The organism is Cryobacterium sp. Hh11, from assembly GCF_004404045.1.
GTDB lineage: Bacteria > Actinomycetota > Actinomycetes > Actinomycetales > Microbacteriaceae > Cryobacterium > Cryobacterium levicorallinum.
On sequence record NZ_SOHF01000015.1, the window covers coordinates 142,999 to 168,730 of the forward strand.

General features: G+C 64.5%; 20 protein-coding genes. 11 read left to right on the forward strand and 9 right to left on the reverse strand.

Annotated features, from left to right (window positions below; genetic code table 11):
• Positions 1 to 121: 121 nt before the first annotated feature.
• From E3T46_RS06095 to E3T46_RS06105, 3 genes are all read right to left on the reverse strand, one after another.
• On the reverse strand, positions 122 to 2,890 hold the full coding sequence (locus E3T46_RS06095; RefSeq protein ID WP_166790183.1) for an FtsX-like permease family protein: 2,769 nt from the start codon (positions 2,888 to 2,890) through the stop codon (positions 122 to 124).
• A gap of 71 nt (positions 2,891 to 2,961) precedes the next feature.
• Complete coding sequence (locus E3T46_RS06100) at positions 2,962 to 3,690, reverse strand: ABC transporter ATP-binding protein (protein WP_092448541.1); 729 nt, start codon at positions 3,688 to 3,690, stop codon at positions 2,962 to 2,964.
• A complete protein-coding gene (locus E3T46_RS06105) occupies positions 3,687 to 4,295 on the reverse strand; it encodes a PadR family transcriptional regulator (protein ID WP_092448542.1) in 609 nt (202 codons plus the stop codon). The genes E3T46_RS06100 and E3T46_RS06105 overlap by 4 nt, the downstream gene beginning before the upstream one ends.
• Positions 4,296 to 4,431: 136 nt before the next feature.
• Between E3T46_RS06105 and uvrA the strand changes: the two genes are divergently transcribed.
• The 10 genes from uvrA (at position 4,432) to E3T46_RS06155 (ending at position 15,990) form a co-directional block, all read left to right on the forward strand.
• Positions 4,432 to 7,299 carry an excinuclease ABC subunit UvrA gene (uvrA, locus tag E3T46_RS06110; RefSeq protein WP_104132814.1) on the forward strand — a complete coding sequence of 956 codons (2,868 nt, stop codon included), beginning with the start codon at positions 4,432 to 4,434 and terminating at the stop codon, positions 7,297 to 7,299.
• Between the two features lie 14 nt (positions 7,300 to 7,313).
• Entirely contained in the window at positions 7,314 to 9,218 is a 1,905-nt protein-coding gene (uvrC, locus tag E3T46_RS06115) for an excinuclease ABC subunit UvrC (RefSeq protein ID WP_134577857.1), read from the forward strand.
• Between the two features lie 61 nt (positions 9,219 to 9,279).
• The gene (gene rapZ, locus E3T46_RS06120; protein ID WP_134577858.1) at positions 9,280 to 10,155 is read left to right on the forward strand and encodes an RNase adapter RapZ; all 876 of its coding nucleotides are present in this window, start codon (positions 9,280 to 9,282) and stop codon (positions 10,153 to 10,155) included.
• A gap of 84 nt (positions 10,156 to 10,239) precedes the next feature.
• Positions 10,240 to 11,220: a DNA-binding protein WhiA gene (whiA, locus tag E3T46_RS06125; RefSeq protein WP_092448546.1), complete on the forward strand. Its 981-nt coding sequence runs from the start codon at positions 10,240 to 10,242 to the stop codon at positions 11,218 to 11,220.
• 100 nt (positions 11,221 to 11,320) lie between these two features.
• Positions 11,321 to 11,947 carry a superoxide dismutase gene (locus E3T46_RS06130; protein ID WP_134468989.1) on the forward strand — a complete coding sequence of 209 codons (627 nt, stop codon included), beginning with the start codon at positions 11,321 to 11,323 and terminating at the stop codon, positions 11,945 to 11,947.
• Between the two features lie 123 nt (positions 11,948 to 12,070).
• On the forward strand, positions 12,071 to 13,078 hold the full coding sequence (gap, locus tag E3T46_RS06135) for a type I glyceraldehyde-3-phosphate dehydrogenase (protein ID WP_134577859.1): 1,008 nt from the start codon (positions 12,071 to 12,073) through the stop codon (positions 13,076 to 13,078).
• A gap of 9 nt (positions 13,079 to 13,087) precedes the next feature.
• A complete protein-coding gene (locus tag E3T46_RS06140; protein ID WP_134577860.1) occupies positions 13,088 to 14,302 on the forward strand; it encodes a phosphoglycerate kinase in 1,215 nt (404 codons plus the stop codon).
• Positions 14,293 to 15,093, forward strand: a complete 801-nt coding sequence (gene tpiA, locus E3T46_RS06145) for a triose-phosphate isomerase (RefSeq protein WP_174845379.1) — start codon at positions 14,293 to 14,295, stop codon at positions 15,091 to 15,093. The genes E3T46_RS06140 and tpiA overlap by 10 nt, the downstream gene beginning before the upstream one ends.
• A 133-nt stretch (positions 15,094 to 15,226) precedes the next feature.
• Positions 15,227 to 15,478, forward strand: coding sequence for a preprotein translocase subunit SecG (secG, locus tag E3T46_RS06150; RefSeq protein WP_092107845.1), 252 nt, complete (start codon positions 15,227 to 15,229; stop codon positions 15,476 to 15,478).
• A gap of 143 nt (positions 15,479 to 15,621) precedes the next feature.
• Positions 15,622 to 15,990, forward strand: a complete 369-nt coding sequence (locus E3T46_RS06155) for an RNA polymerase-binding protein RbpA (protein WP_134577861.1) — start codon at positions 15,622 to 15,624, stop codon at positions 15,988 to 15,990.
• Positions 15,991 to 16,111: 121 nt separating this feature from the next.
• Here the strand turns inward: E3T46_RS06155 and pgl are convergent, their stop codons facing one another.
• From pgl to tkt, 6 genes are all read right to left on the reverse strand, one after another.
• Positions 16,112 to 16,897, reverse strand: coding sequence for a 6-phosphogluconolactonase (gene pgl / locus E3T46_RS06160; RefSeq protein ID WP_134577996.1), 786 nt, complete (start codon positions 16,895 to 16,897; stop codon positions 16,112 to 16,114).
• A gap of 2 nt (positions 16,898 to 16,899) precedes the next feature.
• Positions 16,900 to 17,856: a glucose-6-phosphate dehydrogenase assembly protein OpcA gene (locus E3T46_RS06165; RefSeq protein ID WP_134577862.1), complete on the reverse strand. Its 957-nt coding sequence runs from the start codon at positions 17,854 to 17,856 to the stop codon at positions 16,900 to 16,902.
• Positions 17,853 to 19,394, reverse strand: coding sequence for a glucose-6-phosphate dehydrogenase (gene zwf, locus E3T46_RS06170; RefSeq protein WP_134442123.1), 1,542 nt, complete (start codon positions 19,392 to 19,394; stop codon positions 17,853 to 17,855). The genes E3T46_RS06165 and zwf overlap by 4 nt, the downstream gene beginning before the upstream one ends.
• Before the next feature lie 134 nt (positions 19,395 to 19,528).
• On the reverse strand, positions 19,529 to 21,130 hold the full coding sequence (locus tag E3T46_RS06175; RefSeq protein ID WP_134577863.1) for a glucose-6-phosphate isomerase: 1,602 nt from the start codon (positions 21,128 to 21,130) through the stop codon (positions 19,529 to 19,531).
• Entirely contained in the window at positions 21,130 to 22,257 is a 1,128-nt protein-coding gene (gene tal / locus E3T46_RS06180) for a transaldolase (protein ID WP_134577864.1), read from the reverse strand. Before tal ends, E3T46_RS06175 begins: the two co-directional genes overlap by 1 nt.
• A gap of 115 nt (positions 22,258 to 22,372) precedes the next feature.
• Complete coding sequence (gene tkt / locus E3T46_RS06185) at positions 22,373 to 24,466, reverse strand: transketolase (protein WP_134577865.1); 2,094 nt, start codon at positions 24,464 to 24,466, stop codon at positions 22,373 to 22,375.
• 324 nt (positions 24,467 to 24,790) lie between these two features.
• Here tkt and E3T46_RS06190 point away from each other — a divergent pair, with 324 nt between their 5' ends.
• The gene (locus E3T46_RS06190; RefSeq protein WP_092448555.1) at positions 24,791 to 25,711 is read left to right on the forward strand and encodes a heme o synthase; all 921 of its coding nucleotides are present in this window, start codon (positions 24,791 to 24,793) and stop codon (positions 25,709 to 25,711) included.
• Positions 25,712 to 25,732 lie beyond the last annotated feature (21 nt).

Sequence of the window (25,732 nt, forward strand, 5' to 3'; positions counted from 1 at the left end):
CACCGACCGGGCCGTCACAGCTCCCGTTTCGGATCAAGGCACGTGTTTGAGAAGCTGGCGCTTGTTCACACCAGGGCCAACTTCTCAAACCAGTGCCACGAGAGCGGATGCCCCGGCCGACTCAGTCGAACGCGGCCCGATTGCTGAACCGGGTGCGGTTACCGCCGGCCGTGAGGGCACCGCCGACCGCGACGACCGCCGGCAGCGCCACCACGATCAGGGCGAGCTGCAGCCACGGGGGAGTGAACGGCAGCAGAGACTGCCCAGCGGTATCGCGGGTCAGCGACAGCGCGAGCGACGGCACCAGGCCGAGCAGCACCCCAATAATGCTGCCGAGGCCGACGATCACCACCGCCTGCCAGAACCCGAACGCCCGGCGCACCCGTGGAGACGCCCCGAGCGAGGTGAGCACCGCGTTGTCCCGGTGCCCGTCAGCGCGGGCGAGTCCGATGGTGATCGACGCCGTGACCAGGGCGATGATCGCGGTGAGGGCAACGAGAACCCAGCTCCACGATGCGCCGAAGGCCTGTGGCCCTGGCTCGACCTGCACGAACAGACCTGGTTCGACGGCGGTGACGGCCCCCTGCACCTGGTCTTGCTGTGCCTGAGTCGGAGCGGCATTGAGGCTGCTGACGACCATGGTTGGTCGATGGTCCAGCTCCAGGGAATCGGCCGTCTCCGTGAGCATGAAGATCGCATAGGGCAGCGGATGCTCCGGCGACTGCACGCTCCCGGCCAGCGCCACGCTGCGGGCCGGTGCCACGGTTGCGTCGAGGGTGGCCATCCAGTCGAGGTGGATCGTGTCATCGACCACGTACTGCTGGTAGGTGCTTACCGCACCGCCGGCGGCGAGCGTGGCCCGGGACTGGTCTGATACCGGCACGCCGAGAATGGCAGCGAAATCTGCTAGGTCGCCCACCCAGATGTGTTCGCTGATGCTCGACATGATCGGATCGAGGTAGTACGGCGTCGGGCAGCGAATGTCGGTGCGATCTTCCTGATGACCGGCCTCCGACCGAGTCGCGTCGCTCGGGCACACCGTGCCCGGATCGATGCGCGGGTACGCGAAAACGGGGGCTGTGCTGCCGGTTGCGGTCTCGCCGTCGGCCGGGGTCTCGACCCATGAGGGCGGGTTCGCGACGCTGTTGAGCAGGCGCGCCCGGGAGTCGGGGAAGGCCCCGTCCAAGGCGTTACGAACCTCTGGTCCGCTCTCGAGCAGCATCGTCCCGTACGGCGGTTCGTCGACGTAGGCGTTCAGGCTCACCCAGGCCGTGTCCTCGGGAACAGAATAGTAGTAGTCCTTGACCGAGTTCACCTGGAAGGTCGAGATGAGGCTCATCGCGAAGGCGGCGACGAAAACGCAGCTCATGATGGCAGCGAGGGCCGGCACGCTGCGCCCGGGATTCCGGGCCACGTCCCTGGTCGCCAGTCTGGCGCCGGGGCCGAACCGTGAGGCGAGCCCGGCGGCCCAGCGCAGAATCAGCGGAGCGAGGAACACCGCTCCGAGCTGCATGATCACCGGCCCGGCGATGATCAGGCCGATTCCGAAATTGGCCAGCCACACCTGATAGACGGGGAGGTACGCGGCGAGCTCGACCAGTCCGCCGGTCACAGCGACGATCGCACCGAGGGCCAGCAGGATGATCCCCGCCACTGGGCGTCGCCGCGTCGGGCGCGGCGGACGTAGGGCGCCGCGGAGCGCTCCCAGAACGTCGATCCGGCCGGCTGCCCGGGCCGGCACCGCGGCAGCGCACCAGCCGGCGAGAACGGCGAAGGCCGCGATGATCAGCAGCGACAGCAGATCGAGGTGAAACCCCGGATACCGCGCCGCGCTGCCGTTCGCCGAAATCTGCATGAAGATCCATGCGCCGGCCAGGCCGAGCACCGTTCCCAGGCCCGCTCCGACGGCGCCGAGGATGACGCCGCCGAAGGACATAACGCGAAACAGCATCCGCTTGTCGCCGCCGACGCTGGCCAGGGTTGCCAGGGTGCGCTGCTGGGTTCGGGCGCCGACGGTGAACGCGGCGCCGGCGAGCAGGGCCACCTCGAACAGGGCGAAACCGCCGAGCAGCATGAGGAACGAATCAAAAAAGCTCAAGGAGACGGTGCCGTCCAGGGGATAGCTGCCCACCGGCGGCGGGTCGAGCAGCACGGAGCGGGAGAGCACGGTGGCGCCGCGCGGGTTGAGGTCGCCGATCTGGCTCCAGGTCAGCGGTGTGTCGGGCAGATACCACTCGGTCAGCAGGTCGGAATCATCGGGCAGGACCCCGTCGAAGGCGCCGGGGAGACCGTAGAACGAGACCGCCGCGTCGTCGAGCCAGGCGCTTCGGATTGTGCCGACGATGGTGAACTCGCCGGGCTCGGGGGCGGTGATCACAGCCGTCGACCCGACCGTTGCCCCCAAGCGGTCGAGCGCGGCGGCGGTCACCATGATCTCGCCATCATTCGCGGGTGCGGAACCGCTGGTGACATCCCATTTTCCGGCGAAGGACGCATCCCACGGCTGTCCCTGCACCGCAGTGAAGGAGCCGAGTCCGTCCTTCGTCTCGGCGACGATGTTGGCCTGCCTTATGGACAACAAACGGGTTCCGGCTGGGAACAGCGCGGCGCCGGTGACGGGCTCCGGCTCGATGGACTGCGCGGCTTCGCCGTTGAATGCCTCGTCGCTCGGCCCCCAACTGCGGTCGTTGAGCGGGTCCTGGGTGAACTTCGGGTCGGGCGACGCGACGATCATCACCCGCGCCTCTGTCGAGCCGAGTTCGAGCATGACCCGTTCGGCCGGGGAGGCGGTGTTGCTCGCGTCCACCGTGGTGATTCCGACCAGTCCGGCCACGGGAATGGCCACGAGCAGCGCGATCAGCGCGCTGCGGCCGCGGGATTGCAGGGCCATTCGCCGGGCGATCCGAAACGCGATCCGGGTACTCCCCGAACGCTTCCCGCCAAGCGAACTCGGCTCAACGCTCATGCCGGCAGCCCGCTCAGCAGGCTCGACACAGCGGATGCCCGCGACTCGTCCACGATCCGCCCGTCGCGCAGAAAGACGATCCGGTCGGCCCAGGCCGCGTGGCGGGCATCATGGGTGACCAGAATGCCGCCGGCACCAGCGTCGACTCGCGAGCGGAGCATCCGCAACACAAGCTCGCCGGTCGTGCTATCGAGGGCGCCGGTAGGTTCATCGGCGAGAATCAACGACCGGCCGCCGACGACGGCGCGGGCGATCGCCACCCGCTGCTGCTGGCCGCCCGACAAATCAGAGGGAAAATGCTGGGCCCGGTCACCGAGTTCGACGATATTGAGGGCGTCGAGGGCGGGGCGGTGCGCCTTCTTCGAGGTCCACCCGTCGAGTTCGAGTGGCAGGCTCACGTTTTCGAGCGCGGTCAGTGAGGGAATCAGGTTGAAATCCTGAAACACGAAGCCGAGGCTGCGCCGGCGCAGGGTCGCGAGTTCGCGGGCCGAGAGCTGGCTCAGCCAGTGCCCTTCGACGACGACCTCCCCGGCCGTCGGTGGGGTGAGTCCGCCGGCCACCGTTAGAAGGGTCGATTTTCCCGAACCGGATGCCCCCATCACGGCCACGAGTTCGCCGCGGCGCACCGACAGGTCGACTCCCGCAAGCGCGGTGATCGCGGTCTCGCCGCGGCCGTACTGCATCGAGATTCCGTCGAGCTGCAAGAGAATGTCGGAGCCTGTCATGCGTTTGCCGCCGCAGTCTTGGCCGGGCGACCGCGCTTGGGCACCTCGGTGTTGAGCGGCAGCGGAGCGGCGAGGCCGGCCGCGCGGGCTCTAGCCAGCCGGTGCTCCGAGTGGTCGAGCCAGCGCGCTTCAGCCTCGGCGGCGAAGATGAGCGAGTCGATCACGAGCAGCCAGGCCAGCTGCTCGGATGATTCCGGGTCGGCGGTCGCGTTCTTGGTGCGGGTCAGTTCCTGCAGGGTGCGCATGGTGGCGGTGCGCTGGACCTGAATCACCTGGGCGATGTCGACGCCGGGCAGCGTTACGGCGATCGCGAGCTTGATGGCGAGCTCGTCACGGGTGGCCATTGTGCGCACCACGGGGGAGCCGAGCCAGTCGGCGACCTCCGCACGTCCGGCATCCGTTATCTCGACGTAATTCTGACCGTCGGCGTCGATATCGGCCTTCTGCACCAGACCGTCGCGCTCCAACCGATCGAGGGTGTTGTAGATCTGGCCAACGTTGAGCGGCCAGGTCGACCCGGTGCGACGGTCGAATTCGGCCCGCAACTGGTAGCCGTAGCACGGCCCCTGGTTCAGGATGGCGAGCAGACTCTGGCGAACAGACATACGACCTCCGGCAATTCAAACGGCTATTAGTCACCGAGTATATACATACTCTGAAACAATATCGGGATGTGCCGGTGTTCGCTCTCGGCGATGCCTGCTGTCAGGCACTGTCAGCGGCGTTGCATAGACTCAATGAGTGTCGATTACCAAGGTAGAAACAGGTCCCAAACTTAGTGTGCGCGGAGCCCGCGTACACAACCTTCACAACGTAGATCTGGAGATTCCGCGCGATGCGCTCGTGGTCTTCACGGGTCTCTCCGGTTCGGGAAAGTCGTCGCTCGCCTTCGACACCATCTTCGCCGAGGGCCAGCGCCGCTACGTGGAGTCACTCTCGGCCTACGCTCGGCAGTTTCTCGGGCAGGTTGACCGCCCCGACGTGGACTTCATCGAGGGTTTGAGCCCCGCGGTCTCGATCGACCAGAAGTCCACCAACCGCAACCCGCGGTCCACGGTCGGCACGATCACCGAGATCTACGACTACATGCGCCTGCTCTGGGCCCGTATCGGCGTGCCGCACTGCGCGATCTGTGGCGAGATCATCCAGTCGCAGACCGTGCAGCAGATCGCGGACCAGCTGATGGAACTGAAGGCGGGCATCCGCTACCAGGTGGTCAGCCCGGTCATTTCACAGAAGAAGGGCGAGTTCGTCGACCTCTTCCAAGAGCTCGCCGGTGGCGGTTACTCCCGCGCGATCGTCGACGGCACCCAGATTCAGCTGAGCGAACCGCCCACGCTCAAGAAGCAGCAGAAGCACGACATTTCCGTCGTTGTCGACCGTCTGGTCGCCGGCCCCGAACTGCTCAGTCGCCTCACCGACTCGCTCGAAACGGCGCTCAAGCTCACCGATGGCCTCGTGCAGATCAACTTTCTCGACGAGGAAGGCGACAAGGCCTGGCAAAACTACTCCGAGAAGCTCTCCTGCCCGAACAACCACCCGGTGCAGCTGACCGAAATCGAACCGCGCACCTTCTCGTTCAACGCCCCATTCGGCGCCTGCCCGGAGTGCTCCGGCCTCGGCACCCGCATGTCCGTCGACGAAGACCTGCTGCTCGGCGACCCGGACCTGAGTATCGCTGAGGGTGTCGTACTGCCCTGGACCACCCAGGGCAAGGGCCTGTTCCAGTACTACGAGAAGCTCCTCGACGGTCTCGCCCGCGACCTCGATTTCTCGCTCGACACTCCCTGGGGTGACCTGACCAGCGAGGTGCAGAACGCCGTCATGCGCGGCGACAACTTCGAGGTGCGGGTCAAATGGAAGAACCGCTACGGGCGTGAAATGAGCTACACCTCCGGCTTCGAGGGTGTCGTGCCCTACATCGAACGCCAGTACCTGCAGGCCGAGAGCGACACCCAGCGGCAGCGGTGGTCGGAATACCTGCGCGAGGTCGACTGCCACGTCTGCAAGGGCACGAGGCTCAAGCCCGAGGTGCTCGCCGTGCTCGTGCACGACGCGAGCATTGCGGATGTCTGCGCGCTCAGTTTGAGCGACGCCCGCGAGTTCATGGACCAGCTCACGCTCACCGACCGCGAGGCCGCCATCGCCGCCCAGGTGCTGCGCGAGATTCGCGCGCGCCTCGACTTTCTCATTCGAGTCGGGCTCAACTACCTCAACCTCGCCCGGGCTGCGGCGACCCTCTCCGGCGGTGAGGCACAACGCATCCGCTTGGCCACTCAAATTGGTTCCGGGCTCACGGGGGTGCTCTACGTGCTCGACGAACCCAGCATCGGCCTGCACCAGCGCGACAACCGTCGCCTGATTGAGACGCTGGTCACCCTGCGCGACCTCGGCAACACGCTCATCGTGGTCGAACACGACGAAGACACCATCAAAACCGCTGACTGGATCGTCGACATCGGCCCCGGCGCCGGGGTCAACGGCGGACACGTCGTGCACTCCGGCTCCTACGAGGGGCTGCTCGCCAACACCAAGTCGCTCACCGGCGACTACCTGGCCGGGCGCAAGTCCATCGCCACCCCGACGACCCGCCGCCCGATCGACCCGGAGCGCCTCATCGGCGTCACCGGTGCCGAGGCCAACAACCTGCAAAAGGTCTCGGTGACGTTCCCGCTCGGCACCTTCACCGCCGTCACCGGGGTCAGCGGATCTGGCAAGTCATCGCTGGTCAACGACATCCTCTACCGCGTGCTCGCCAATCGGCTGAACGGCGCCCGCAAGCTGCCCGGCAAGCACACCAGGGTCACCGGTCTCGAGCAGCTCGACAAGGTCATCCACGTTGACCAGGCACCCATTGGCCGAACCCCGCGCTCCAACCCGGCCACCTACACCGGCGTGTTCGACAAGATCCGCACCCTGTTCTCCGAGACCATCGAATCGAAGACCCGCGGATACCTGCCCGGTCGCTTCAGCTTCAACGTCAAGGGCGGCCGCTGTGAAGCCTGCTCGGGTGACGGCACCATCAAGATCGAGATGAACTTTCTGCCCGACGTGTACGTGGCCTGCGAGGTGTGCGGGGGAGACCGGTACAACCGCGACACCCTCACCGTGCACTACAAGGGCAAGAACATCGCCGAGGTACTCGACATGCCGATCAGCGAGGCGGCCGATTTCTTCGAGCCGATCTCGTCGATCCACCGTTTTCTCAAGACGCTGGTCGAGGTCGGACTGGGCTATGTGCGCCTCGGCCAGAGCGCCACGACCCTCTCCGGCGGCGAGGCCCAGCGGGTGAAACTCGCCACCGAGCTGCAGCGCCGGTCCAACGGTCGCAGCGTATACGTGCTCGACGAGCCGACCACGGGCCTGCATTTCGAAGACGTGCGCAAACTGCTGCTCGTGCTCAACAGCCTCGTAGACAAGGGCAACACCGTCATCGTGATCGAGCACAACCTCGACGTCATCAAGTCCGCCGACTGGGTGATCGACCTCGGCCCAGAGGGTGGTTCCGGCGGTGGCAAGGTACTCGCGACCGGCACCCCTGAGCACCTCGCCACGGTCAAGAAGAGCTTCACCGGTTCCTTCCTGAAGGAGGTCCTGGCTGCCGGCTAGGCGGCCGCGAGGCCATGTCTGATGCCCTGAGCTATCGCCCGAAAACGGGCGAGATTCCCACGACCCCCGGGGTCTACCGGTTTCGCGATGCGACCGGGCGCATCCTCTATGTCGGCAAGGCCAAGAACCTGCGGGCCCGGCTGAGCAACTACTTCGCGCCGCTGTACAGCCTGCACGAACGTACCCGCCGCATGGTCACCACCGCGACCGGGGTCGAGTGGACGGTCGTCGGCACCGAGGTTGAAGCCCTGCAGCTCGAGTGGATGTGGATCAACGAGTTCGATCCGCCGTTCAACGTGCAGTTCAAGGACGACAAGTCCTACCCCTACCTCGCCGTCACCCTGGGCGATGAGGCGCCGCGCGCGCTCGTCACCCGCACCGAGAATATCAAGGGCGCCCGCTACTTCGGGCCGTACCCCAAGGTGTGGGCCGTGCACGAAACCATCGAGCTCATGCTCAAGGCTTTCCCCATCCGCACCTGCAACAACGCCAACTACAAACGGGCAATGCAGAGCGGCAAGCCGTGTTTCGCCGGCCAGATCGGGCGCTGCTTCGGCCCTTGCTCCGGCCTGGTCTCGATGGAGGATCACCGCAAGATCGTCAATGAGTTCGTCAGCTTCATGAGGAGTCACGACAAGAAACTCATCAACGAGCTCACCCAGGAGATGAAAGACGCAGCAGCGGCGCAGCAGTACGAAATCGCCGGCAAACGGCGCGACCAGGTGCGGGCGCTCAACGCCGTGCTCGAGAAGAGCGCCGTGGTGCTGCGGGACAACGTCGACATCGACCTGTTCGCCATCGAGCAAGACGAGTTGGCCGCCGCCGTGCAGCTGTTCATCGTGCGGGGCGGTCGCATCCGCGGTGTGCGCGGTTGGATGGTCGACAAGGAGCTCGACGTGACCAGGAGCGAGCTCATCGACTCCATGATGCAGACTGCCTACAACAACGAGTCGAAGCCGCCGCGCGAGATCGTACTGCCCGAACTGCCCGACGACGCGGAGGCCCTCGAGACCTGGCTGGCCGACCTGGCCGGGCGCAAGGTACGGCTGGTGGCTGCGCAGCGCGGCGAGAAGGCTGCCCTCCTCGTCACGGCCACCAACAACGCCAAACAGGCCCTCATGCTCTACAAAACCCGGCGTAGCTCCGACTTCGTCGCACGGTCGAAGGCGCTCGAAGACATTCAGGAAGCCCTGGAGATGCCGGCCGCGCCGCTGCGGATGGAATGCTACGACGTGTCCCACCTCAGCGGCACCAACATTGTCGCGTCGATGGTTGTCTTCGAAGACGGGTTACCCCGCAAAGACGAATACCGCCGCTTCAACATTCCAGTGTCCACCGACGACACCGACTCGATCTACCAGATTCTCACGCGCCGGCTCGCCTACCTGAAACCCGAATACGGGGCAGCGGATGCCGCAGATCCCGCTCCGACCGCAGTCGCCGGTCAGAGCGACATCGCCCAGGTCGAGCAGAAGCGGGCCAAATTCAAGTACCAACCCAACCTGCTCATCGTCGACGGCGGCCAGCCGCAGGTCGCCGCAGCCAAACGGGCACTCGCTGAATCGGGCGTGACCGGAATTCAACTGTGTGGCATCGCCAAGCGGCTCGAAGAAATTTGGCTGCCCGACTCCGACTACCCGGTGATTCTGCCGCGCAACAGCGACGCGCTGTTCCTGATCCAGCGCATCCGCGACGAAGCTCACCGGTTTGCCATCACCCATCAGCGCATCCGACGTAAGAAGGACGTAGCCTCGATCTTGGGGGAGATCGCCGGGCTCGGCCCCGCCCGGGTCAAGGTCCTGCTGCAGCATTTCGGTTCGGTGGCCCGGCTCAAGGTCGCATCCGTGCAGGAAATAGCAGATGTTCGCGGCATCGGCCCGGTGCTGGCCGAGGCGATCCACGCCCATTTGCGCGCGTGAACCGCCCACCGCTGGGTAGGCTGGATAGTCCAACAACTTTTCATTAAGGCGCTTTGAACGTATGACTACGGATCCCGACAAGCAGGAAGTGCTGATCGTCACGGGAATGTCCGGGGCGGGTCGCTCGACCGTCGCCAATGCGCTGGAGGATCTCGACTGGTACGTTGTCGATAATCTGCCCCCGCAAATGCTGCGGCCCCTGGTCGATCTGGTCGAACGGGCCGGTACCAACCTGCCCAAGATCGCCGCCGTGGTCGACATTCGCGGCCGCGATCTGTTCGGTGACTTTCTCGAAACCGTGCAGCAATTGCGAAGTAACACGCAGGTTCAGGTGATCTTCCTCGAAGCGCGGGATGACGCGCTCGTGCGCCGCTTCGAATCGGTACGTCGGCCGCACCCTCTGCAGGGTGATGGCACCCTGCTCGATGGCATCGCGGCGGAGCGGTCTCGCCTGCTGACCGTGCGGGAGTCGAGCGACCTGGTCATCGACACCTCAGACCTCAATGTGCACCAGCTGGCGACGGCCATCACTGAGCGATTCGCCGCAGCCGGATCGGCCGGCGTGCAGCTCACCATTATGAGCTTTGGCTTCAAGTACGGCCTGCCGACGGATGTCGATCTGGTGGCCGATGCCCGCTTCCTGCCGAACCCGTTTTGGATCCCAGAGCTGCGGGCGCACACCGGTGTCGATCCGGAAGTGAGAGACTTTGTACTTGCCCAAAATGGTGCCCTCGAATTTATCGACCACTATGCGGCCGCCCTGGCACCGGTTTTGGCCGGGTACCAGCGGGAAAACAAACGCCATGCCACGATCGGCATCGGCTGCACCGGAGGCAAACATCGCTCCGTCGCCATGGCCCGGGAACTGGCGTCCCGACTCGAAAAACTTCCCGGAGTCGCGGTTAATATCAAGCACCGCGACCTCGGACGCGAATAAGCGAGACCGGGCGCAGCATCCGCTGCTCCACCGCACTCTCATCCCTCAGACCTAACGCAACTGATCAACAGAATGGAAAAGCGATTGGCACTCACCGCCGACGTTAAAGACGAACTTTCGCGCGTGGAGGTCTCCAAGACCACCGTGCGCGCGGCCGAACTGGCCACTATTCTCCGGTTCTCCGGAGGTTTGCACATGATCAGCAGCCGCATCGCGATCGAATCCGAACTGGACACCGCCATCCTGGCTCGCCGGGTGCGGAAGGACCTGGCCGAGCTGTACGGAGTGCGCAGCGCCCTGCAGGTCATTGCCGCCGCCGGCCTGCGCCAGTCCAGCCACTACCTCGTGCAGGTCATCGAGGGTGGGGAGACACTGGCACGACAGACTGGCCTGTTGGATGCCCGTCGGCGACCGATTCGAGGTCTGCCCAACCGTCTCACCACCGGCTCGAAGGAAGAAATCGCCGCCGTCTGGCGCGGAGCCTTCCTCGCCCACGGCACTCTGACGGATCCGGGCCGTTCGGCGGCCCTCGAGGTCATCTGCCCCGGCAACGAAGCCGCCATGGCATTGGTCGGGGCTGCCGGACGCCTCGGCGTCGCGGCCAAGGCGCGCGAAGTTCGCGGGGTACACCGGGTCGTCATCCGTGACGGCGATGCCATCGGGGCGATGCTCGTGCACATGGGCGCCACCAACACCGTGCTCAACTGGGAGACACTGCGGCAGCGCCGCGAAGTGCGTGCCACCGCCAACCGGCTGGTCAACTTTGATGACGCGAACCTGCGCCGTTCGGCCGAAGCCGCGGTCGCCGCCTGTGCCCGCGTTCAGCGCGCCATGGACATCCTGGGCGAAGATATCCCCAAACACCTGCGCTATGCCGGCGATCTCCGCCTCAATTTTCGTGACTCCAGCCTTGATGAACTGGGCCACCACGCCGATCCGCCGATGACCAAGGACGCCGTCGCCGGCCGGATCCGCCGCCTGCTCGCCATGGCAGATAAGAAAGCGGTCGAGCTCGGCATCGAGGGAACCGACGTTCCCTACCCGGTTCACCCGGAAGACGCCTGAAGTCATCAATTCTGTGCCTGGGAACCGCGCAGGTACACTTGAATGTGCTTACAAGGTCGCCGCATCCGATGTGGCACCACCACTGAAGAGGAGATAAGTAATGGCTGAATATATCCTGCCCACCCTTGACTATGACTACTCGGCTCTTGAGCCCAGCATCAGCGGTACCATCATGGAACTCCACCATGGCAAGCACCACCAGGCGTATGTCACCGGCGCGAACACCGCGCTGGCCCAGCTCGCCGAGGCCCGCGACAGCGGCAGCCTCGCCAACGTGAACAAGCTGCAGAAGGACCTCGCCTTCAACCTCGGCGGCCACGTCAACCACTCCATCTTCTGGACCAATCTTTCCCCGAACGGTGGAGACAAGCCTGTCGGAGAGCTCGCCGCCGCGATCGATGACAACTTCGGTTCCTTCGATAAGTTCCAGGCGCACTTCACCGCCGCTGCCCTGGGCGTGCAGGGTTCCGGCTGGGCAGTTCTCGCCTGGGACTCCATTGGCCAGCGCCTGATCATCCAGCAGTTCTTCGACCAGCAGTCCAACTTCGCTGCTGGTACCGTTCCGGTTCTCATGCTCGATGTCTGGGAGCACGCCTACTACCTCGACTACCGCAACGTGCGCGCTGACTACGTCAAGGCGTTCTGGAACATCGCCAACTGGGCGAACGTTCAGGAGCGTTTCACCGTCGCACGCGAGAAGACCAACGGCCTGCTGCTACTCTCATAGCCTGCCGGTGCCCCACCCCAGCATTTCGGTGCGCGGGCGGGGCACCGCTGTTTTCCTCCAGTACCCAGTAGTGCATCACTTTTCATCGCGCCAGTCGGCGCCCTTTTCTAACAGGAGTTATTTGTGTCCGTAAAGATCGGCATCAACGGATTCGGCCGTATTGGCCGTAACTACTTCCGCGCAGCCCTCGCGAAGGGCAGCGACATCGAAATCGTCGCCGTCAACGACCTCAGCGACCCCGCGTCGCTCGCACACCTGCTCAAGTACGACTCCGTCGCCGGTCGTTTGAACGCCTCGGTCGAGGTGGACGGTGACAATATCATTGTCAACGGCAAGCCCATCAAGGTGCTCGCCGAGCGCGACCCGGCCAACCTCCCCTGGGCAGCCCTGGGCGTCGAGATCGTCATCGAGTCCACCGGTCGCTTCACCAAGGCCGTCGACGCGCAGAAGCACATCGAGGCCGGCGCCAAGAAGGTCATCGTCTCTGCCCCGGCAACCGGTGCTGACGTTGCCACGCTCGTGCTCGGTGTGAACGAAGACACCTACGACGCTGCGATTCACGACATTATCTCGAACGCGTCCTGCACCACGAACTGCCTCGCGCCGCTCGTCAAGGTGTTCCTGGACAACTTCGGCATCGAACGTGGCCTCATGACCACGATCCACGCCTACACCGCAGACCAGAACCTGCAGGACGGCCCGCACAGCGACCTTCGTCGTGCCCGTGCCGCCGCGCTGAACATCATCCCGACCTCTACCGGTGCAGCCAAGGCACTCGGCCTGGTCATCCCGGAGAGCGTCGGCAAGCTCGACGGTTACGCGCTGCGCGTTCCGGTTCCGACCGGCTCGATCACCGACCTCACCCTGACGGCCTCGCGCCCGGTCACGGTCGAAGAAGTGAACGCCGCCTACAAGGCTGCAGCCGAGGGCCCCCTCAAGGGCATCCTCAGCTACACCGAGGACCCGATCGTCTCCAGCGACATCGTCGGCGACCCGCACTCCTCGATCTTCGACGCCGGCCTCACCAAGGTGATCGGCGACCAGGTCAAGGTTGCTTCCTGGTACGACAACGAGTGGGGTTACTCCAACCGCCTCGTTGACCTCACTGAGTTCGTCGCCGAGCGACTCTAACGGCCCCCGGTGACGTTACGCACGATTGACTCGCTTGGTTCCCTCACCGGCAAGCGGGTTATTGTCCGCTTCGACCTGAATGTTCCGTTGAAAAACGGGCAGATCACCGACGACGGACGAGTGCGGGCGTCACTGCCCACTCTCAACGCCCTCGTCGCTCAGGGCGCCCGCGTGGTGATTGTTTCTCACCTCGGGCGTCCCGACGGGGCTGTTGATCCCCAGTACAGCCTGAAGCCGGTCGCTGCTCGCCTGAGCGAACTGGTGGCCCTTCCGGTGGCCTTCGCCACCGACACCGTCGGCGCCTCGGCCACCGAGGCCGTCGCAGCGCTGCAGAACGGTGAAATCGTTGTCCTGGAAAACCTGCGCTTCAACGCCGGAGAAACCAGCAAAACGGATGCTGATCGACTCGAGTTCGCCCAGCAGCTCGCGCTGCTCGGCGACGCGCTCGTTTCGGATGGCTTCGGCGTTGTCCACCGCAAGCAGGCCAGCGTGTTCGATCTCGCCTCGCTCCTTCCGAGCGCTGCCGGACTGCTCATCGCGGCCGAACTCGACGTTCTTGATCGCCTCACCGAAAAGCCAGAGGCGCCGTACACGGTCATCCTCGGCGGGTCCAAGGTGAGCGACAAGCTCGGCGTCATCGGTCACCTATTGCCGCGCGTGAATTCGCTGCTGATTGGCGGCGGAATGCTATTCACGTTCCTGGCCGCGCAGGGGCACCAGGTCGGCGCGAGCCTGCTTGAAAGCGATCAGATCGACACGGTTCGCGGTTACTTGGCCGAGGCGGATCGCCTCGGCGTCAAAATCGTGCTCCCGACCGATGTCGTTGTCGCCTCGAAATTCGGTGCAGATGCCGAACACGTCATCACACCGGCCGACGGTATCGAGAACACCCCGTTCGGCGCAGCCGGACTCGGCCTCGACATTGGACCAGACACCGCTCTGGCGTTTGCCGAAATAATTCGAGCATCGAACACGGTGTTCTGGAATGGCCCGATGGGCGTTTTTGAACTCGCACCGTTCGCGGAGGGCACCCGTACCGTGGCCGCCGCACTCACCGAGGTCACCGGCCTCAGCGTGGTCGGCGGTGGCGATTCCGCCGCGGCCGTGCGTATTCTCGGTTTCAACGACGACCAATTTGGTCATATTTCTACCGGCGGCGGTGCCAGCCTCGAGTTCCTCGAGGGTAAGCGCCTGCCAGGACTGGAGGTCCTCGGATGGCAGTGAACATCAACCCTCGGCGTACACCGCTGATCGCGGGCAACTGGAAGATGAACCTGGACCACCTCCAGGCCATCGCCTTCGTGCAGAAGCTCGCCTGGAATCTCAAGGACGCCAATCATGATTTCGCCGCCGTGGAGGTGGCAGTCTTTCCGCCGTTCACCGACCTGCGCAGCGTGCAGACCCTGGTTTCGGCCGACAAGCTGCCGCTCGCCTTTGGTGCGCAGGATGTCTCGGCGCAGGAATCCGGAGCCTACACCGGCGAGATCTCCGGGGCGTTCCTGGCTCAGCTGGAGTGCCAGTACGTCATCATCGGGCACTCCGAACGCCGCATCCTGCACAATGAGTCCGATGAGCAGGTCGCCGCGAAGGTGACCGCAGCCTTGAAGCACAATCTCGTGCCGCTGATCTGCGTGGGGGAAAGTGCTGAAGACCTCGCCGTTCACGGTCCAAGCGCCGTTCCCGTCGCTCAGCTGCGTGCCGCCCTCGCCGGCGTCACCAACGCCGCCGATATCGTCGTCGCATACGAACCGGTTTGGGCCATTGGGTCCGGACAGGCGGCAACGCCTGAACAGGCCGAACAGGTCGCCGCAGCCCTACGCGGCGTTCTCACCGAACTGCTTGGGCAGGACGCCGCCGACAAGACTCGCATCCTCTATGGCGGTTCGGTCAAGAGCGGCAATATCGCCGCGTTCATGCGCGAACCCAATGTTGACGGTGCCCTGGTCGGCGGGGCGAGCCTGGATATTCCAGAGTTCTCCAGCATCATCCGCTATCAAAAGCACGTCGGTCTCTAAACCGCCGCGCACCCTCCCGGTCGTGAGCGAAGGGGTTGCCCGTGTGGCAACCGCCTCGCTTGTGGGCTGAAGGGTATAATTACGATGGTCTGGGCGCCAGAGTTGCGTCCACCGTGTTTGTGAAAGGTTTCGTGTGGAGATTCTCCAGGTCGTCATGCAGGTGCTCGTCGGTATTACGAGCCTCCTGCTCACCATGCTCATTTTGTTGCACAAGGGGCGGGGTGGTGGGCTCTCCGACATGTTCGGCGGCGGTGTGACTTCCAACCTGGGAGCGTCGGGGGTGGCCGAGCGAAACCTCAACCGGATCACGATCATTCTGGGCCTGCTCTGGATCTCCTGCATCGTCGTTCTCGGATTGATCACGAAGTTTGACACTGGGGCTTAACTTTTAGACCAGTGCGGAGTTACCCTCAGGTTTCCGGTGCACTTTGTAGTGCACAGGCTTTCACGGCACATTGTCTACAGCAGTAGCACCAATCACAGCTCGAACCTGCAGCGCACGACTGCACGAGTCAACGGAGGAACAAGATGGCATCAGGCGGAAGCGCAATTCGTGGCTCGCGTGTAGGCGCGGGGCCCATGGGCGAGCAGGACCGCGGTTTTCACGCGGACCGCATCAAGGTCTCATACTGGGATGCTTTGGGCAATGAGACGGTACGGTACTTTGCTGCGAGCCTGCCCGATGAAGAGATCCCGGTGACGATTGATTGCCCGTCTTCGGGGCTTCCCGCTGGCCGGGACAGGGAGAATCCTCCGTCGGTCGTGAAACTCGAGCCCTACAAGACCCACTTGGCCTATGTCAAGGAACGTCGTACCGAAGAAGAGGCCGAGTCGCTCCTTGAAGAAGCGCTCAACCAGTTGCGCGTTCGTCGGGGCAAGCTGTCGCCTACGAACTGATCAAACCTACGAACTGATCTGCACCACCCAAAAGGCCGGCTCTCGAGAAATCGAGAGCCGGCCTTTTGTTGTTTTCTACGGCTCAACAGGGAATCCGATCCAGCGGATGCCCTCAGAAAGCCTAGTAGGCAGCCGCGATCAGGCTTTCCGGCACTTGGGCTGCTGCGTCGTTGTCCACGAAAAACACGGTGTGGTAGCGGCCCTTGATCCCGGCAGCGGGTACCTCGTCGCGGCTGGCTCCGGCGAGAGCCAGTCCGAGCGCCGACGCCTTGTCAGATCCGGCCAGCACCAGCCAGACGCGATCCGACGAGTTGATCACGGGCCGAGTCAGGGACAGCCGGTCAGCCGGGGGCTTGGGGGAGTCACGCACGGCGATGACGCTGGCTTCACGCTCGCGGATACCCGAACGGTGCGGGAAGAGCGACGCGATATGGCCATCGGGTCCGACTCCGAGAAAGGTGACGTCAAAACGAGGGTATTGGGCCCCGTCGGGGGCCCGAGCCAACAACTCCGCCGCATAGTGGGCGGACGCCGCGTCGAGGGCATCCGTCCCCGCTTCGACGTCGTCGTCGGACGCTCCGAAAGCGTGAATATTTTCCGCAGGCACCGCGATGTGGTCCAAAAGTGCTTCGCGCGCCTGCAACTCGTTACGTTCCGGATCGGCGCGGGGAAGCCAACGATCATCGCCCCACCAAAAATTCACCCGGGACCAGTCGATGGTGTCGCGAGCGGCTGATTCGTTGATGGCGGCCAGAACGGCGATGCCCACGGAACCGCCGGTGAGCACGACGTTGGCCTCGTCCTGTTCGTGCAGAACGTCAACCATGTTGGTCAGAAAGCGTGCAGCGACCGACCCGGCCAGCGCTTGCTTGTTCTGGTGCAGCAGCACGCGTCGTTCATTGGTCACGGTCACGCTCCGGTTCTTTGTGCCACCACGTCATCGAGTTGCGGCAGGCCGCGCGTGATCACCTCACCATACAGCTCATCGGGATCGAGTCGGCGCAGCTCGTCGGCCAGGCAATCGCGCAGGCTGCGACGCTTGAGCGTCAGGTCCTGCAGCGGCTGGCCCGGCTGGGTGAGGGTGGCAATATCGGGAATCTCGCGTTCGAGGGAAATGGTCCCGGACGCGCGCGTCAGATGCACACCGTGCACACCATTGGCCAGAGGTCCCGTCGTCAGGACGCAGTCCACGGGCACCTGCAGTTGCATCTGCAACCACGCAGCGAGCAGCGTGGTCGAGGGCGAGGCAGCGGCTCCGGTCACCTGGATCCCGATGATCGGCTCATAGGGTGGCTGATCCAGAACGGCCGCCAACTGGGCCCGCCAGAGCGTCAGTCGGGTCCAGGCGAAATCGGTGTCGCCGGGACGGTAACTGCCGCACAGCTGGTGCAGTGCCGCTTGCGGGTCCGGCTGGGCAGAGGAATCCGTGATCCGCCGATAGGCGATGCGGCCCAGCGGCGAGTCGCCGGGAACGGCCGGCGCGGTGCCCGGCCACCAGGCGACGACGGGAGCATCCGACAAGAGCAGGCCGGTGACCAGGCTTTCCGGATCGTTCGCGGCATCACCGTAGACGCGCAGAACGATGACCTCGCTCGCGCCGGCATCCCCGCCGACGCGAATTTCCGCATCGACGCGAGCAGTCGCATCCGTCTCATCGTTGTCCTGGGTCGACACAACGATGACTCGCATGGGGTGTTCCCGCGAGGCATCGTTGGCGGCTTCAATGGCTTCCTCTTCGTGACCGAGGGTGGAGGCGATGATCAGCGTCAGCACTCGGCCGAGGGCGACCGCGCCACCCTCCTCGCGGATGCGCACGAGCGCCTTGGAGATCTTCGCGGTGGTCGTGTTGGGCAGATCGACGATCATGGTCGCCTCCAGGTGCGGCCGTCGCGGGCCAATAGGTCGTCAGCGGATGTGGGGCCCCAGGTACCGGGGCGGTATTGTTCCGGCTGGCCCTGGGTGGCCCAGTATTCTTCCACCGGGTCCAGAATCTTCCAGGACAGCTCGACCTCTTCATGGCGGGGGAACAACGGCGGGTCGCCCAGGAGGACGTCAAGGATGAGTCGCTCGTAGGCCTCAGGGCTGGCCTCGGTGAAGGCGTGCCCGTAGCCGAAGTCCATGGTCACGTCGCGAACCTGCATGACCACTCCCGGAACCTTCGAGCCGAACCGGATGGTGACCCCTTCGTCCGGCTGCACCCGAATCACGAGGGCATTGTGTCCGAGTTCGGCCGTCTGGCCGGGCGCGAACAGGTATTGGGGGGCCCGCTTAAAGACCACGGCAATTTCGGTCACGCGACGTCCGAGGCGCTTGCCGGCGCGCAGATAGAACGGAACGCCAGCCCAACGTCGGGTGTCGATCGTCAAACGCATGGCAGCATAGGTTTCGGTGACCGAGTCCGGGTTCATCCCGTCTTCTTCGAGAAAACCGACGACCTTTTCGCCGCCCTGCCAGCCGCCGGCGTACTGCCCGCGGGCGGTACCGAGGCCGAGGTCGGCGGGGAGCCGCACCGAGGCGAGCACCTTTTCTTTCTCCGCGCGCAGGTCGGCGGCGTCGAAGGAGATCGGCTCTTCCATGGCGGTGAGCGCGAGCAGCTGCAGTAGGTGGTTCTGAATCACGTCGCGAGCCGCGCCGATACCGTCGTAGTAGCCGGCACGACCTCCGACACCGATGTCTTCGGCCATGGTGATCTGCACGTGCTCGACGTGGTTGGCGTTCCACAGCGGTTCGAACATCTCGTTGGCGAATCGCAGCGCCAGAATATTCTGCACCGTCTCCTTGCCGAGGTAGTGGTCGATGCGAAAGACGGAGTCGGGTGGAAAGACCGACTCGACGACATCATTGAGCTCACGGGCCGTTTTCAGGTCGCTCCCGAACGGTTTCTCGATGACGACACGACGCCACTGGCCGTTCTTCTGCTCGGCCAGGCCGGAACGGCGCAACTGCTCGGTGACGAGGGGGAACGCCTTTGGCGGAATGGCGAGGTAGAACGCATGGTTGCCCATCGTTCCGCGTTCTCGGTCCAGCTCGTCAATGGTTTGCGTCAATCGAGCGAACGCCTCGTCATCGTCAAAAGTGCCCGAAACGAAACGGATGCCTTCGGCTAGCTGCGCCCAGACATCCTCGTGAAAGTCGGTGCGAGCGTGTTCCTTGACGGCGTCATGCACAACCTGCATGAAGTCCTCGTTATCCCAATCGCGGCGGGCGAAGCCCACCAGGGCAAAGCCGGGCGGCAGCAGCCCCCGGTTGGCGAGGTCATAGACCGCGGGCATGAGTTTCTTGCGCGCGAGGTCACCGGTAACGCCGAAGATCACGAGGCTGGACGGCCCGGCGATTCGATTCAGACGATAGTCGGACGGCGACCTGAGCGGATTAAACTCCGGGGTAATTTCCACCGGGGACATGCAGCTCCTTTAAGGAAAAAGTGCAGAAGAAAAGTGCAGACGGGATAGCGCAAGGGATAAGGGGCAATACGAAGAACGGGATCGTGCTGGTGGGGTTTCTCGCGGCATTGGTCCGCGAGAAACCCCGGTCGGGCCTAGCCCAAAGCGTTGAACAGCGTGCTGATGTTCTGCTTGGGGTCGGTCAGCGTTAGTGTCAGCACGGGCCGGCCATGCTCAGCGAGTACGCTCGCGTCGCCGCTCGCCTGTGCCTGGATGAGCTCACCAAAGGTGAACGGACGCTCGGGAATGTCGAGATCTTCCGCCGGTGTGGTCAGAATCTGCAGGAAGACGGCGGTCGCCGTTCCACCCTTGTGGAACTGACCGGTGGAGTGCAGAAAACGCGGTCCCCAGCCGAAGGTCACCGGGCGCTTGGAAAGCGCGGCAAGCTTATTGCGAACCTCGGCCAGCTCGGGCAGTGCCAGCCGGTCGACGTAGGCCTGCACGGCCACATAACCGTCGGGGCCGAGCTCCTCGAGCAGTGCATCAACGGCCGAGGCGAGGTCGCTGGCGGCACCGATGACGTGTGGCGTGCCGCGCACTTCGATACCGTCAGCGATGAACGCGGCGGGTTCCGGTGCGGGGCGGGCGTCCAGCAGACCGCGGGTCGCGATCTTGGCGGATTCAACGTCTGGCTGGTCGAACGGGTTGATACCGAGTAGGCGCCCGGCGACAACGGTCGCGTATTCCCAGACCAGAAACTGTGCACCGAGGGTTCCGCTGACGCGGATCTCGTCGCCGGTTTCGCTGAACAACTCGGTGCCGGCGTCAGCGACGACCCGCACGAGTTGCACATCGGGAAGCGCTTCGGTCAGTTCCGGGGCATCCAGTTCGAGCACGACCGGCAGGATGCCGGTGCCGAGCTTGCCGGTCGATTCGGCGATGAGCTGTTCGACCCAGTCGGCGAAGCCCACAATGTGGGTGCCGTCGGAGACGATGGCGAGCTTGTCGCGGCGCGGGCTGGTCGCGGCGATCGCCGCTCCGAGCACGAGCCCCGGGTTCTCTGCGGAGTCAACGGCCAAAGCCAGGGAGATGGACTCTGCTTCGTCGAGAAGCGCACCGATGTCAACGCCCGCCAGGCCCGAGGGTACGAGGCCGAACGCGGTCAGTGCGGAGTAGCGACCGCCCACGTTGGGATCGGCATTGAAGACGCGATAACCGTCCGCGAGAGCGGATGCCTCGAGTGGCGATCCTGGATCGGTCACCACGACGATACGTTCGGCTGGATCGATTCCAATGGCACGAAACGCGCGCTCAAACACGCGGCGCTGGCTGTCGGTTTCGACGGTCGAGCCGCTCTTCGACGACACCACGAGAGCGGTGCCCACGAGGTTGTCGTTCAGGGCAGCGAGCACCTGGCCGGGGTCGGTCGCGTCGAGAACGGTGAGGTTCACGCCAGCCGTGCGAGTGATGACCTCGGGGGCGAGCGACGATCCGCCCATGCCGGCGAGGGCGATCTGGGTGACGCCGCGCGCCTGCAGGGTGGCCCGCAACTCCAGAATCTCGGCCACGAGCGGCCTGGACACCACGACGGATTCGGTCCAGCCGAGGCGCAGTGCGGCCTCGGCTTCCGCCTCCGGCCCCCACAGCGCCGGGTTGAGGCCGGTGACGCCGGAGGCGACGAGATCCGTCACCAGCGTCGGTACGGTGGCGCTTACAGCATCGGCAGCTAAGCCACTCACCGAGATGCGAAAGCTCATTAGACTGCCGCGGTTGTCGACGCTGCGGTGAGCGCCGTCTGCACGGTGTCGAGCAGTTCGTTCCAGGACACCTCGAACTTCGAGAGGCCTTCTTCTTCGAGCAGTCGGGTGACGTCGTCGTACGAGACGCCCTGCGCTCCCAGTGCGTCGAGCACAGCGTTGGCAGCGGCGTAGGAGCCGGTGACCGAGTCGGCCGGGATGACGCCATGGTCCGCTGCAGCCATCATGGTCTTCTCGGGCATCGTGTTGACGACCTCCGGGGCAACCAGTTCGGTCACATACAGGGTGTCGGGCAAGCTGGCATCCTTGACGCCGGTCGAGGCCCAAAGTGGGCGCTGCTTGGTGGCGCCGGCCTTAATCAGGCCGAGGGCACGCTCACTGCTGAAGGCCTGCTCGTAGACCTGGTAAGCAAGCTGCGCGTTGGCGACGCCGGCCTTGCTCTTCAGAGCTAGGGCTTCGGGGGTTCCGATGGCTTCGAGGCGGGTGTTGATCTCGGAGTCAACGCGCGACACGAAGAACGAGGCAACGGAGTGAATGGTGGAGAGGTCGATGCCGGCGCCCTTGGCCTGCTCGAGTCCGGCCAGGTAGGCATTGATGACCTGACGGTGACGCTCGAGGCTGAAGATCAGGGTGACGTTGACGCTGATACCCAGGGCGATGGTCGCCGTGATGGCTTCGAGTCCTTCGACCGTCGCGGGAATCTTGATCATCGCGTTGGGGCGGTTGACCTTCTTCCAGAGCTGCTGGGCCTCGGCGACCGTGCCGGCTGCATCGCGGGCGAGGCTCGGCTCGACCTCGATCGAGACGCGGCCGTCCTGGCCCTGGGTCGCGTCGTAGACCGGGCGGAAGATGTCGCAGGCGGCGGCAACGTCATCGGTGGTGATGGCGAAGACGGCGTCGGTGACGTTCGTGCCGGCGGCGGCCAGGGTCGCTACCTGGTCGGTGTAGGCCTCGCCCTTGGCGAGGGCTCCGGCGAAGATGGTCGGGTTGGTGGTGACGCCAACGACGTTGCTGTTCTTGATCAGGTCCTGCAGACCGCCGGAATTGATGCGCTCACGGGACAGGTCGTCGAGCCAGATGCTGACGCCGGCTGCGGACAGCTGGGCGAGGGGGGAGGGGGTAGTCATTTCTAAAATCTCCTATAAATGCTGCCGTCAGGCAGCGATACTGTAGCGGTTCAGTGGAGAGGCATGGTGCAACTGATGTTGGCCCGCAGTACTGATCGATACATACGGGACAACGTCACGCTGCGTTAATTGATTCCTTGGCGGCGGCGACGACTGCTTCAGTGGTGATTCCGAATTCGCGGAACAGCGTCTGGTAATCAGCGGATGCCCCGAAGTGCTCGATTGAGATGCTGCGGCCGGCATCGCCGACGTAGCCGCGCCAGGTCAGCGCGAGGCCGGCCTCGACGGACACCCGTGCGGTGACGGCTGCGGGCAACACTGATTCGCGGTACTCGCTGCTCTGCTCTTCGAACCATTCGAGGCAGGGGGCGCTGACCACGCGGGCGTTGATGCCCTCGGTCGCGAGCTGGGCGCGGGCGTCCACGGCGAGCTGCACCTCGGAGCCGGTGCCGATCAGAATGACGTCCGGGGTACCGCCGGCCGCTTCGGCCAGCACGTAGGCGCCGCGGGCGACGTTCTTCGCCGAGGCGAAGACCTCGTCAGATGCTGCGCCTTCGCCGCGCTCGTAGACCGGAATGTTCTGGCGGGTCAGCGCGATGCCGGCCGGACCATTACGGCGTTCCAGAATGGTCTTCCAGGCCCAGGCGGTTTCGTTGGCGTCGCCGGGGCGAACCACGTCGAGTCCGGGAATGGCGCGCAGGGTTGCGAGTTGTTCGATCGGCTGGTGGGTCGGGCCGTCTTCGCCGAGGGCGACGGAGTCGTGGGTCCAGACGAAGATCGACGGAGCCTTCATCAGTGCGGCCAGACGCACCGCGGGGCGCATGTAGTCGCTGAAGATGAGGAAGGTGCCGCCGAACGGGCGGGTGTTGCCGTGCAGCACGATGCCGTTGAGAATGGCGGCCATGGCGTGCTCGCGAATGCCGAAGTGCAGCACCCGTCCGTACTCGTTGCCCGACCATTCACCGGTGGAGTGCTCGCTCGGAATAAACGAGGCAGCGCCGCCGATGGTGGTGTTGTTGGATTCGGCAAGGTCGGCTGAGCCGCCCCACAGTTCGGGGATGACGCTGCCGAGGGCGGTGAGCACCTTGCCTGACGCCGCGCGGGTCGATACCGCGGTGCCGCCGGGGAAGACCGGGAGGGCCTCGTCGACGCCGTCGGGCAGATCGCCGGAGAGGACCCGGTCGAGCAGAATCTTGCGCTCCGGGTTGGCCGTCGCCCAGGCATCGAACTGCACGGTCCACTCGGCGTGCGCGGTGATGCCGCGCTCCAGGGCCAGTCGGGTGTGGGCGATGACCTCGGGGGCGACGTCGAAGGTCTTCTCGGGGTCGAAGCCGAGAACGGTCTTGACTCCGGCGAGCTCTTCGGCACCGAGCGCGGAACCGTGGATCTTGCCGGTGTTTTGCTTCTTCGGGCTCGGCCAGCCGATGATCGTCTTGAGAATGATCAGGCTGGGCTTGCCGGTTTCGTTCTGGGCAGCCTCGATGGCCGCGTTCAGCTCGGCGACGTCTTCGACGTAGGAGCCCGTCTTCTTCCAATTCACCGTCTGCACGTGCCAGTCATAAGCGGCGTAGCGCGCGGCGACGTCTTCGGTGAAGGCGATATTGGTGTCGTCTTCGATGGAGATCTGGTTGCTGTCGTAGATCGCGATCAGGTTGCCGAGCTGCTGGTGGCCGGCGAGAGAGGATGCCTCGCTCGTGATGCCTTCCTGCAGGTCGCCGTCGCCGGCGATGACGTAGACGAAGTGGTCGAACGGGCTGGCGCCGGTGGCGGCATCCGGATCAAACAGGCCACGCTCGAAGCGTGAGGCGTAGGCGAAGCCGACGGCGGAGGCCAGTCCCTGACCAAGCGGGCCGGTGGTGATCTCAACGCCGGCGGTGTGCCCATACTCCGGGTGGCCGGGGGTCTTGGAGCCCCAGGTGCGGAGGGCCTTGAGGTCTTCAAGCTCGAGGCCGTAGCCACCGAGGTACAACTGCACGTACTGGGTCAGCGAGCTGTGGCCGACCGAGAGAATGAAACGGTCACGCCCGATCCACTCGTTGTCGGCCGGGTCCCGGCGCATGATCTTCTGAAACAAAAGATACGCGGCGGGAGCAAGGCTCATCGCTGTACCCGGGTGCCCGTTCCCAACCTTTTCAACGGCGTCGGCCGCGAGAATGCGTGCGGTGTTAACCGCCTGATCGTCAATGGAATCCCATTGGAAAGCTGCCACGTCACGTAACCCTTCATTGAAGCGAAGGCGGGTTGAGCTCAACCCATCCTTTGATAGATGTGCAAGTGTCGGCAACCGTCTCACACTGCGGGGCCGCGCCATCCCGACGCGAGAATGCAAGTGAAATGTCACCCCCAGCGAGTTGGCCTGCTGTTGCCGCCATCTCCCACCCGGGGGCTCGCCGAACTACTGATTCACTGTGGGGAGCACTATAAGTATAGGGAATTTTGCGGCGGGACGCTCTATATGACGTGACATGTCCATTGTCGGGAAGGGGCAGTGGGTGACCTACACTAAAAAGACTTGCCTAGCGTTAGAGGAACAATGAACGTCGCCCTGAAGACCCCGGTCCTAAGCGGACCGCGCACAGTGAAGCGCACCCTCAAGGCTTATATCTCCCTGACTAAACCGCGAGTCGTCGAATTGCTCCTGGTAGTAACCGCACCCACGATGCTGCTCGCCGAACGGGGCATCCCCAGCCTCTGGCTGATCCTGGCAACCCTCGTGGGCGGGGCCCTCAGTGCTGGTTCCGCTGGAGCGTTCAACTGCTACCTCGATCGCGATATCGACCGCCTGATGAAGCGCACGAAGAACCGTCCGCTCGTCACCGGTGAGCTGAGTGACCGGGAAGCCTTGATCTTTGCGTGGGCGTTAGGCGCGGCATCCATTCTCTGGCTGGGACTGCTGACCAACTGGCTCGCCGCCGCACTGTCGTTCGGTGCCATTTTGCTCTACGTCGTCTTTTACACGATCATTCTCAAGCGTCGCACCCCGCAGAACATCGTCTGGGGCGGTGTGGCCGGGTGCATGCCCGTGCTGATCGGTTGGGCCGCCGTGACTGGCGACCTGTCCTGGCCGCCGGTCATTCTGTTCATGATCATCTTTCTGTGGACGCCGCCGCACTACTGGCCGCTGTCGATGAAGTACCGCGCCGACTACCAGGCCGCCGGCGTGCCGATGCTCGCCGTGGTGCGTGGCCGTGCCCAGGTGGGACTGCAGGTCATCCTGTACGCCTGGGCCACCGTCGCCTGCTCGCTGCTGCTGATCCCGATCGCCGACATGGGGCTGCTGTACACCTTCGTCGCGCTCGTCACCGGCGGCTGGTTCATCTACGAGACGCACCGCCTGTACAGCCTGGCCATCCGGCACGAGCATGTATCGCCGATGCGCGTCTTCCACGGCTCGATCGCCTACCTGACCCTGCTGTTCGTGGCCGTCGGAATCGACCCGCTGCTGCCGTTCTAATCGGGACCAGCCTCAGCCCGC